This is a genomic window from Flavobacterium araucananum (assembly GCF_002222055.1).
Classification (GTDB): Bacteria; Bacteroidota; Bacteroidia; order Flavobacteriales; family Flavobacteriaceae; genus Flavobacterium; species Flavobacterium araucananum.
Genome location: NZ_MUGS01000025.1, coordinates 1 through 1,480, shown reverse-complemented (window position 1 = coordinate 1,480; position 1,480 = coordinate 1). Strand labels below are relative to the sequence as shown.

Below are 1,480 nucleotides of genomic sequence, written 5' to 3'. Positions count from 1 at the left end.
TTACCAAATATGATGCTTTTGGTCGTCCCGTTTATACCGGATGGTACAATCAATCGTCGAATGCTGTCATACGAAAATCATTGCAGGATACCCAAAATGCAGCAGCTGTTTTGTTCGAAACCAAACAAACCTCAGGAACCATAGATCAAATTGCAGTAAATTATAGTAATGCAAATGCGCCAACTAATTTTAAGCTCTTAACAGTTACCTATTACGATACTTATGAGTATCCGGATGCCCCCGTTATACCCACAACTATCGAAGGTCAACCTGTTTTAGCCAATACAAAAGGTCTCGCTACAGGAAACTGGACCAGAGTAGCAACAACAGCACTAGCCACGATAGGAGAAACGACCACAACCGTTTATGATGATATAAAAGGACGACCAATACGCATTAACCTTAAAAATCATTTAGGAGGATATACCCTTACAGACAGTAAACTTGACTTTTCGGGCAAAGCCCTTTATACAATTACCAGACACAAACGAATGTTAGGAGACAATGAGCTTGTGGTAAGAGAAGATTTTACCTATTCGCCACAAGATCGTTTGCTAACCCATACCCATCAGGTCAACGGAGGAATTGTGCAGCTATTAACATCAAACAACTATGATGCATTAGGGCAATTAGAAAGCAAGAATGTTGGGGATACAGGAGGAAACAGCAGACAAAAAGTCGATTTTAGCTACAACATCAGAGGTTGGCTTACCGGTATCAATAAAATAGAAAACCTGCAACAAGATTCAGATCCTGTAGATTTATTTGCCTTTAAGATCAATTATAATCAGTCCGGTAACCCAGCTGTTGACGCCTTGTACAATGGCAATATTGCAGAGACTTTCTGGAAAACAGCCTCAGATCAATCATTGCGATCTTACGGCTACCAATACGACAATCTTAACCGATTAAAAAATGCTCTTTATCGAAAACCTAATGATGCTATTCCATCCTCTGGAGCTTACAATGAAAGTTTAAGTTATGATAAGAATGGCAATATCAAGTTTTTGCAAAGATATGGTGATAGTGACGCGCCATCAATAGTACTCCAAATAGATGATTTAACGTATGGCTATCTAAGTGAGAATTCGAATCAGCTGGCAAAAGTTACAGACAGTCCGTATGGTAATGATAATAAAGGTTTTATCGACGGAAATAAAACAGGCGATGACTATCTTTATGATGCCAACGGAAATATGATCAGTGACAAAAACAAAAACATCACCAGTATAGCCTATAACCAACTCAATTTGCCTAAGAAAATTACATTTGGAACAAGTGGTACTATTGAGTATATTTACAACGCAGCGGGACAAAAACTCGAGAAAATTGTAAAGGATCTTGCTCTGACGACTTATACCAATTATTTGGGAGGTTTTCAGTACAAATATGGTGAAAACCAGAATAATCAGGGCGGGGGAGGTTCTCCTTTACCTCCTGATGATCCGCAAATGCCAGACGATCCACAAGATCCTAATGA

General features: G+C 39.0%; 1 pseudogene. It reads left to right on the top strand.

The window, feature by feature from the left end:
• Nucleotides 1-1,480 (top strand): annotated as a pseudogene (locus B0A64_RS25180) (DUF6443 domain-containing protein); the annotation flags it as partial.